Source organism: Algibacter sp., from assembly GCF_049667265.1.
In the GTDB taxonomy this organism is placed as follows: Bacteria; Bacteroidota; Bacteroidia; order Flavobacteriales; family Flavobacteriaceae; genus Algibacter_B.
In genome coordinates this window covers 1-8,046 of the sequence record NZ_JBATHX010000008.1, presented here as the reverse complement: position 1 = coordinate 8,046, position 8,046 = coordinate 1, and the positions used below count along the sequence as shown (strand labels likewise).

Below are 8,046 nucleotides of genomic sequence, written 5' to 3'. Positions count from 1 at the left end.
TTTATCTCACAACAGATGGCACCTTTTATTACTGGGAAAACAATACCATTGCCTGGATCCCACTAAGTTCAGGAGGCAATGTGGATCGTATAGATGATTTATTTGATGGAAAAAGTGATTTTGATGGTACAAACAATGGTTCCTCGGTATTCTTAGGAATAAATACTGGTGCTAATGATGATGGATCTGATAATAAAAATGTTGGTCTTGGTTTTGAATCGTTATCATCAAACACAACAGGAGAGCGTAATGTTGCATTAGGTTCTGAGTCTTTATTTTCTAACACAACAGGTTATAATAACATAGCTAATGGCTCTGAATCCTTATATTTTAATGCAACTGGTCATGATAATATAGCAATAGGTTTTCAAACTTTATATGCTAATACAACAGGTATTGCTAATATAGCTAACGGTTCCGAATCTTTATCTTCTAATTCAACAGGAAATAATAATACAGCGAATGGTCATTTCTCTTTACGCAGTAATACAATAGGAAGTAATAATACTGCAAATGGTAGTCAGTCATTAAGAAGCAATATTGATGGGGAGTATAATACTGCAAGTGGGGCTGAATCGTTATACAGCAACACTTATGGTTGGTTTAATACCGCAAATGGTTATGCTTCATTGCGGAATAATAATACAGGAGAGTATAATACAGCAATTGGTGCTGAATCCTTATACAATAACATAACTGGATGGGGAAATACAGCAAATGGTAGTCAATCACTCTATAGTAATACAACAGGAGAGTATAATACCGCAACTGGTAATCAATCATTACGTGGCAATACTACAGGTTGGGCAAATACCGCAAATGGTAATGGTTCTTTGTATAATAACACTACCGGGTGGTATAATACAGCAAGTGGACATCAATCTTTAACAAGTAATACTACTGGTGGAACTAATACAGCAATGGGAGCTTCTTCGTTACCTGGTAATACTACAGGCAGTAGTAATACAGCAATTGGGTTTGCTTCCTTATATAATAATACAACGGGCAGTAATAACACGGCAAGTGGTGTACTTTCACTACGTCATAATATTTCTGGGAATCACAATACAGCAAATGGTTCTTGGTGTTTATATAGAAATACCACAGGAAATAATAATACGGCTTATGGTACAGATTCCTTATTTGATAACACTATAGGGGATTTTAATACCGCAAATGGCAACCAGTCACTCTACAGTAACATTAGCGGTGAATTTAATACCGCAATTGGTAATCAATCATTACGTGGTACTACTACAGGAAGTTATAATACCTCTAGTGGTTCTCAATCTTTAAACCATAACACTTCTGGGAGTTTTAATACGGCAAGTGGTAATATGTCCTTATTTAATAATACTACGGCGAATTATAATACTGCAAATGGTAATCACTCTCTATTTTGGAACACTATTGGGGTTAATAATACGGCAAACGGGAGTCAATCTTTACAATTTAATAGTACTGGAAATAATAATACGGCGAGTGGATTTGAATCATTACGTAATAATAATACTGGGAATAATAACACAGCAATTGGGCATCAATCTCTATATCTAAATACAACAGGCAGTAATAATACTGCCATTGGAGATAATGCCTTTAGTACCGGTGATAACTTCACAAACAGTACAGCTTTAGGGTATAATGCTGAGCCAGGAGCATCAAATACTATTAGGTTAGGCAATAATGCTGTTACTACCATTGGTGGATATACCGATTGGACAAATGTGTCTGATGGTAGGTTTAAAAAAAATATAAAAGAAAATGTAGTTGGGTTAAAATTTATCAAGGAACTGCGACCTGTTACTTACCAATTAGATATGAATGCCATTGCTAATTTTAACAAAACACCAAGTAGCTTACGTTTAAAAAATAGTGAAAGGCTTAAGGAAGCAGAAATCCAAAGTGGTTTTATAGCACAAGAAGTAGAGCAAGTAGCAAAAAATAATGAGTATCATTTTAACGGAGTTGATGCACCCAAAAATGAAACTTCGCACTATGGTTTACGTTATGCAACTTTTGTAGTTCCGTTAGTTAAAGCAGTTCAAGAACAACAAGAAATAATCGAAAAATTAGAAACTCAGCTTAAAATCCAAGAAAAAGAAATTGAAGCCATTAAAACTATCTTAAAAATGGATAGAAATCTTTGAATTAAAATTCTAGATATAAAAAGTACACAGAATTTTATTTTTTAACAATCATTCTAGAAGCACTTGAACCATTTGTTAATTTCAAATTTAAAATATAGGTTCCAACATCAAGGTTACCAATATTAATTTCTCTTGAATTAGCATTAATTTGAAACGTTTTTATTTCTTGTCCCAGCAAATTGAAAATTGAAATATGTTGTATGGTTTCCTGTGAGTTTACCATCAATCTATCCTCAGTTGGATTTGGATATATATTAAAATGGAATCCACCATTTTCAATATCATTTGTGCTTAGTCCGGTATTATTTTTAGCTATCCAGCTACTTGCTAAAGCATTATCAGAATTAACATCTACAAGTTCTAAATAAAAACCATCACCATCAGCAGCTTCTGGCCATGGCGCTTTATCAAAATACTCCACGTTATCAATCACATTACCAAACGCATCTACCAAGACTAAATTATGACTCTTGTTTGATAAATCTCTTAAAAATTCACCAAACGGTGCTTCGCCATATTTAGCTTGAAAAGTTGCTGTATCTGCAGCTAAATAAATAGATTCACCAGCAGTAATAGTAGCGTTTTGAGGAAATTGATATGAAACACCCAATTTTTCTAAATATATTCCTGTAAGATCAACAGTCGAACTTCCTGTATTTTGTATTTCTATAAATTCTAAGTCATCGCTCTCAGGAAATGTAACCGTTTCTAAAGGATTATAATCAATTTTAGAAATAACTAGGGAAGGAGTTTCAACCATATCGCAACTAGAAAATCCGCCAAGGTTGTTTGTCATCCATGTAATTCTTTCCTGTATCCAACTCTTCATATTGGCTATTTCTCCTGGAAAATCATCAATAGTATCCCATCGCTCATCTTCACGAGCAACAGCTTCCGAAATTAATGCAACGGTACTATCAATTAAATTGGAAATATAATCGTAATTTAAAGGTTGTCCAGTACTTGTAACGTCATTAAACCGTTTAGATAAATAACATTTAAACATTGGGTTAGCAAACAGGTCATTCCAAAAATGAGCCCCTGTATTGCTATATTCAAATTGCCATACGTCAGTAAAACTTCTATCAAAATAATATCCCCACATATAAAATAAATCATTACCAAACGTTAAATTATAATCCCAAACAGGTCCTGCTCTTAATTTTCCACCACGATCTTTATGGTAATAAGTACTTAGTGCATAAGCATCAGCATTTGAGGCAATCTCTGCGACCAACATATAATCTATAAATGAAGGAACATCAATAACCGCAGGATACCCATTTATAATATCTGAATTATTGGCAGAATCATCTAAATCTCTAAAAACAGATTCAATATATGTGGATTGCTGCGCAGTAATATCGTCAAAGTTTGGTTTTTCATGAATATATCCAGCACCGTTGTTATACCAAGCCTCAGGATCTTCTGCAGATGGTCTATCAGTTTGTATTAGATAGCCTCCTGTAATCTCTGGAATTGCATTGTCATCAGCCGATAGTTTTTCAATATCCACACGATCACCATCAATTTTAATTTTTTCTGAAAGCGCGTATAAACCTCTGTAATCGCCATTAACAATAACTTCACAATACTTTAAATTAACAGCATACTGGCCCATTTCTCTTGCCATTTCATAGCTAATAAAATCACGCATCATACTATCATCAAAAGCAAAAGAATTTAAAACCCAATCATTTTCCTTTGGCATTCCAAGTAATTCAACATTGTCATTTTCTATACCGTCATCCTCTAAAGTGTCAATCGAATAGGGCTTTTTATCTAATGTTTGTGAAGACGATCCTCGAGTTTCTATGCCAATTGTCCCTGAATAATTCAAAAACGCTTCATTATCAGCATCGCACACAAAATTTCTAGCGCCATCAGGTCTTTGAATAATTTTCATGGTTCCTAAAATTTTTGGTTCATCAGGAATAGTGGCGCCATCAACTGTTTCTATAATAACAATTGGTAAGTTACTATTTGTAAATGTGTCAGTATTCAATGCGCCTTCACCACAAAGGGGATCGGCACCAAGGCTGATATTGTCTATGATGTATGTGCCTGAAAGACCACCAGTACCCATACCTGATTGACCACCAGTACCAGATTGAACACCAAAATCATCAACATCAGTAAAAATCACCATGCGATCTCTTGAAGTATAACCTGCTCCAAAATTTAATTGAACATTAATAACGTCGGTACCAATAGAATGAAAATTCATTTCTACAGGACCTATACCATCACTTTGAAAACTAACACCATGCTGGCGTACCTCTCCTGTAGCAGCAGTTGTTGACTGAAATGAAAACCTTAAAGTATTATTTGCATCATCCGAAAGATCGATTTGTGATGGGAAAGATACTTGAGCATTATCCCAGGCTGCTACACCTCCTGTAATTTGAAGCACATCATTTCCGGCACCATTTGTAACTGTGGCTCCGCTATTTCCTATAAAGCCATGTAGTGTATTATCAAAATTAAAAGGTAATGTTTGTGAATAACCGAAAGTTATGGCAAGCATCATAAATAATAAAGTAATTTTTTTCATAACTTGTTTATTGTGGCTTTTTACAAAATTAAGGTTTAAAAGTCTTTTAAAATGAAAATGGTACAATACATAAACCATACATTATTTTTGTTTTTTTCCTTTTAAGGTGAAATTATGACACTTTATGGAGTTTCTTATACTAGGTTAATAACCTCGAGAATTCGAGATGCATGAACCCTTATTTAACAAAATAGATCAGCAATGAATATGACTTTTTAAAAGCTTTAGCTTTTTTAAAGATCATTTCAATTTTAACTTTATTACAAAATTATAAAATCGTTCACGTTTTATTCAAATGTATGGCGTTGCTCATCTGTTGAAGATGCTTTTAGTAATTGATTAAATGTTTTTATGGAATTAAAATTTTGTGTAATGGCGTCAGATACTGCAATTCCATTAACACCAGTTTTCAGTATATCTGTAACATCATTTATGGTTATGCCTCCAAAACCAATAATAGGTGTTTCTGTTTTTAAGGCTTCTGTAATTGCAGTAAAACCGCTCAAACCTAAAACTGAATTCAAATTATCTTTGGTTGTTGTTTCTTTAAAAGGGGTTAAAAAAATATAATCGATTTCTTTAGTAATTAATGTTTCGCAATATTCTAAGGTGTTTGCTACTCCGCCAATACTTTGCCAAGGATACAAATGTTTTCTTACTATGGTAGGGCAGGCGTCTGTTTTTTCTAAATGCACACCATCTGCTTTTATGGCTTTCGCTACTTTATAATACCCGTTAATTATTAATCTTGTTTGATAATGTGAGGTGATTTTTATGGCGGCTTTAGCTAACTTTAAAACCTTTTTTTCCGAAGTATTTTCCATACGTAATTGCACTAATTCTGCACCAGATGTACAAGCTTTTTGTATGTTTTCCAGAATTTCTTTTGGAACGTTTCCTTGAGATATATAATGTAATTTAGGTATAATCATGTCTTAAAATTGCGCTTATTAGTTATTATTTTCTACAAGACTTTCCATCGCATAAAACAAACGGTTCTGTGCATTGTCTTGCGATCCAAAAATAGAACGAAACAGTTCTCCTTTTTCTGAAATCAGTAACCATTGTGGTGTACCTTCTGAGTTAAATTGGTCAAAAACTTTGTGATGCTCATCAATATAAATAGGAAATGGATTCTCGCCACTAGTAAAAACACTTTTAATAGAAGCTTTGGTTCCTTCTCTATTTAAAAAATCAGCATGAATACCTGCAACTTGAATGGATGGATATTGCTGCTGAAACTCATAAGCCAAAGGAATGGCACGTCCTGTACAACCCAAACAATCATTGTTGTAAATAATAAGTAGCAAAACTTTATTCTTATAAGCTGTCATTAAATCTACAGCATGGCCATCTAAATCTTTAACAGGTATGGATTTTATTACGTTATTCATTTTTAGGTTTCTCGGCTTTTGCCCAAGCTGTTTTTATAAATACTAAGTCTTTTTTAATTCGTGTTAAAACCTCTTTTTTAGCTATCGTAATTTTATTGCTTCCATTTTCAGCACCTCCCAAATCATACTCTACATGAAGCGAAACAGGAACATTAATTTTATATTTTTTTAGCAAAGAAAAGTAACGATTAAAATCAACCATACCTTCACCTAAAGGAACATTTATTGGTTGCCATTTTCCTTCTACAATGCCCCATTTAACATCTTTTAAAACAATAGAATTTATAAACGGTTTAATGCGCCGTAGTCCAAGTTCCCAACATTCACCACCTTCAATTACAGCATGTCTAATATCATATTGACTCCCCATGAATTTTCCGTTTGTTGCTTCTAAAATGGGTAGCAAATCCCAAACTGGAGCGCCAACATTCATACCCGAATTATTTTGATACCCACCAATAAGTTCTAACCTTTCATTTAGTATTTCTAAATCTTTTGCTTGTTTACCAAATAACGCTTGGCTTTCAGCAATTGGCGTATCTTCTGGGTACTTTAACCAATCTGTTCGGTAATTAGTAAAACCTAAGGAACTTGCCGTTTCTAATACTGTTTTTTGCACTATGTTATGAGCATCCCAAACATTTGTGGACATCATTTTAGGAGTAAGTCCATGTTTTTTCATGGCTTCCACAGCCTTAGGCAAATCTTCAACTACATTCTCTGGTAATACATGACCTTTTGGTCGTACGGTTAAATCGAGACCATCAAAACCCATATCTACTGCAGCTGCCGACATATCGTTATAATCAAGAAACTGCAGGTGTTTTGAAAACAAATGCACATTGAGGTTTTCTGACGAAGTCGACGCCTTGTTTATTAATTCATTTTGAAAAGACATTAACGGAATACTTGCCATTCCCATTGCTGAAAGTTTAGCAAATTCCCTTCTTGAATATTTAATTTGATGCTTATTCATATTGCGGTGTTTATCAATTGAAGATATGTTTTAATAGTAGTAAATATACCGAATAAAATCAGCACATAACGATAAATAAAGAGGCTTTTTAAATGTAGTAAATTTCAATAAATGAATTAAAATAAAGGTGATATATGTCATGATTATTCTAAGGTGTTATCCATACATTTAATGGATAAAATCTATACAGATGAAAACGCAAAAACAATTTACCAGTCCTTCTTATTTTATTAACCTAATCCTAATTTTTATTTTAAGTATGTCCTTTGCCAATGCACAGGATGTAGATACCAATCGCCCCGATTCTCATAAACCTGAAACCGAAATGATGCCAGCCATTTATTGGGATGTAAAAGCTTATTTGCCTGATGCCAGGCTGATAAAAGTAAAAGCTATTGACAAAGATGGAAATATGCACAATGTTAAAGCCATTCAAAATTTTTATGACACTAGTATTTTAGATGTAAAAGCCATAGTTGATGGCGAGCACTTACCTGTAAAACTAATCGTTGACGAAACCGAAATCTATTTTCCATTAAAAGCTATTTCAAATGATGGTACTTTATTTGATATTATGGCCATAACTGAAGAAAACGACCAAATGCCCATTAAAGGCATTGGAAAATCTGGCAACATCGTTTATATAAAAGTTATTGATAAAGACAATTCATTTTATAAGGTTTTTGCCATTTCTCCAAAAGGCATAATAAACGATATTAAAGGTATTAAATTGCTTGATACCAAAGAAGAAACTACCATAAATGATGTATCAATATATGCACATGTAAAAGCACTAAAACAGAATTAGAACTGCTGTAATATTATTATGGCATGTGCCTTTAAAAGTGTTTATGATTTCCTATTTCTTAATTAGAAGTAGAGCACGTAAACACTTTTTATGCGTATAGACTTTATTGCGCATTACCTAAAGCAAAATATATCTTACTTGAATATTGAATACGCGGATTTTAA

General features: G+C 33.4%; 6 protein-coding genes. 2 read left to right on the top strand and 4 right to left on the bottom strand.

The annotated features are described in order from the left end of the window. Positions 1–2,150, top strand: a 2,150-nt coding sequence (locus WBN21_RS00285) for a tail fiber domain-containing protein (RefSeq protein WP_424197321.1), incomplete at its 5' end; no start/stop codon positions are given. Between the two features lie 34 nt (positions 2,151–2,184). On the opposite strand, the gene WBN21_RS00280 is transcribed toward WBN21_RS00285, so the two are convergent. The 4 genes from WBN21_RS00280 to WBN21_RS00265 all read right to left on the bottom strand — a co-directional run bounded on the left by WBN21_RS00280 (position 2,185) and on the right by WBN21_RS00265 (position 7,074). Continuing rightward, the gene (locus WBN21_RS00280) at positions 2,185–4,704 is read right to left on the bottom strand and encodes a CotH kinase family protein (protein WP_424197320.1); all 2,520 of its coding nucleotides are present in this window, start codon (positions 4,702–4,704) and stop codon (positions 2,185–2,187) included. 287 nt (positions 4,705–4,991) lie between these two features. Then, on the bottom strand, positions 4,992–5,636 hold the full coding sequence (locus WBN21_RS00275; RefSeq protein ID WP_424197319.1) for a thiamine phosphate synthase: 645 nt from the start codon (positions 5,634–5,636) through the stop codon (positions 4,992–4,994). Positions 5,637–5,654: 18 nt separating this feature from the next. Beyond that, positions 5,655–6,098, bottom strand: a complete 444-nt coding sequence (locus WBN21_RS00270) for a TlpA family protein disulfide reductase (RefSeq protein ID WP_424197318.1) — start codon at positions 6,096–6,098, stop codon at positions 5,655–5,657. Continuing rightward, positions 6,091–7,074, bottom strand: coding sequence for a sugar phosphate isomerase/epimerase family protein (locus WBN21_RS00265; RefSeq protein WP_424197317.1), 984 nt, complete (start codon positions 7,072–7,074; stop codon positions 6,091–6,093). The genes WBN21_RS00270 and WBN21_RS00265 overlap by 8 nt, the downstream gene beginning before the upstream one ends. 190 nt (positions 7,075–7,264) lie before the next feature. Between WBN21_RS00265 and WBN21_RS00260 the strand changes: the two genes are divergently transcribed. Next, positions 7,265–7,882: a DUF7486 family protein gene (locus WBN21_RS00260; RefSeq protein ID WP_424197316.1), complete on the top strand. Its 618-nt coding sequence runs from the start codon at positions 7,265–7,267 to the stop codon at positions 7,880–7,882. Positions 7,883–8,046 lie beyond the last annotated feature (164 nt).

Coding starts and splice junctions, on each gene's coding strand:
- WBN21_RS00280 (WP_424197320.1), bottom strand. CDS start 4,704: ATGAAAAAAATTACTTTATTATTTATGATGCTTGCCATAACTTTCGGT.
- WBN21_RS00275 (WP_424197319.1), bottom strand. CDS start 5,636: ATGATTATACCTAAATTACATTATATATCTCAAGGAAACGTTCCAAAA.
- WBN21_RS00270 (WP_424197318.1), bottom strand. CDS start 6,098: ATGAATAACGTAATAAAATCCATACCTGTTAAAGATTTAGATGGCCAT.
- WBN21_RS00265 (WP_424197317.1), bottom strand. CDS start 7,074: ATGAATAAGCATCAAATTAAATATTCAAGAAGGGAATTTGCTAAACTT.
- WBN21_RS00260 (WP_424197316.1), top strand. CDS start 7,265: ATGAAAACGCAAAAACAATTTACCAGTCCTTCTTATTTTATTAACCTA.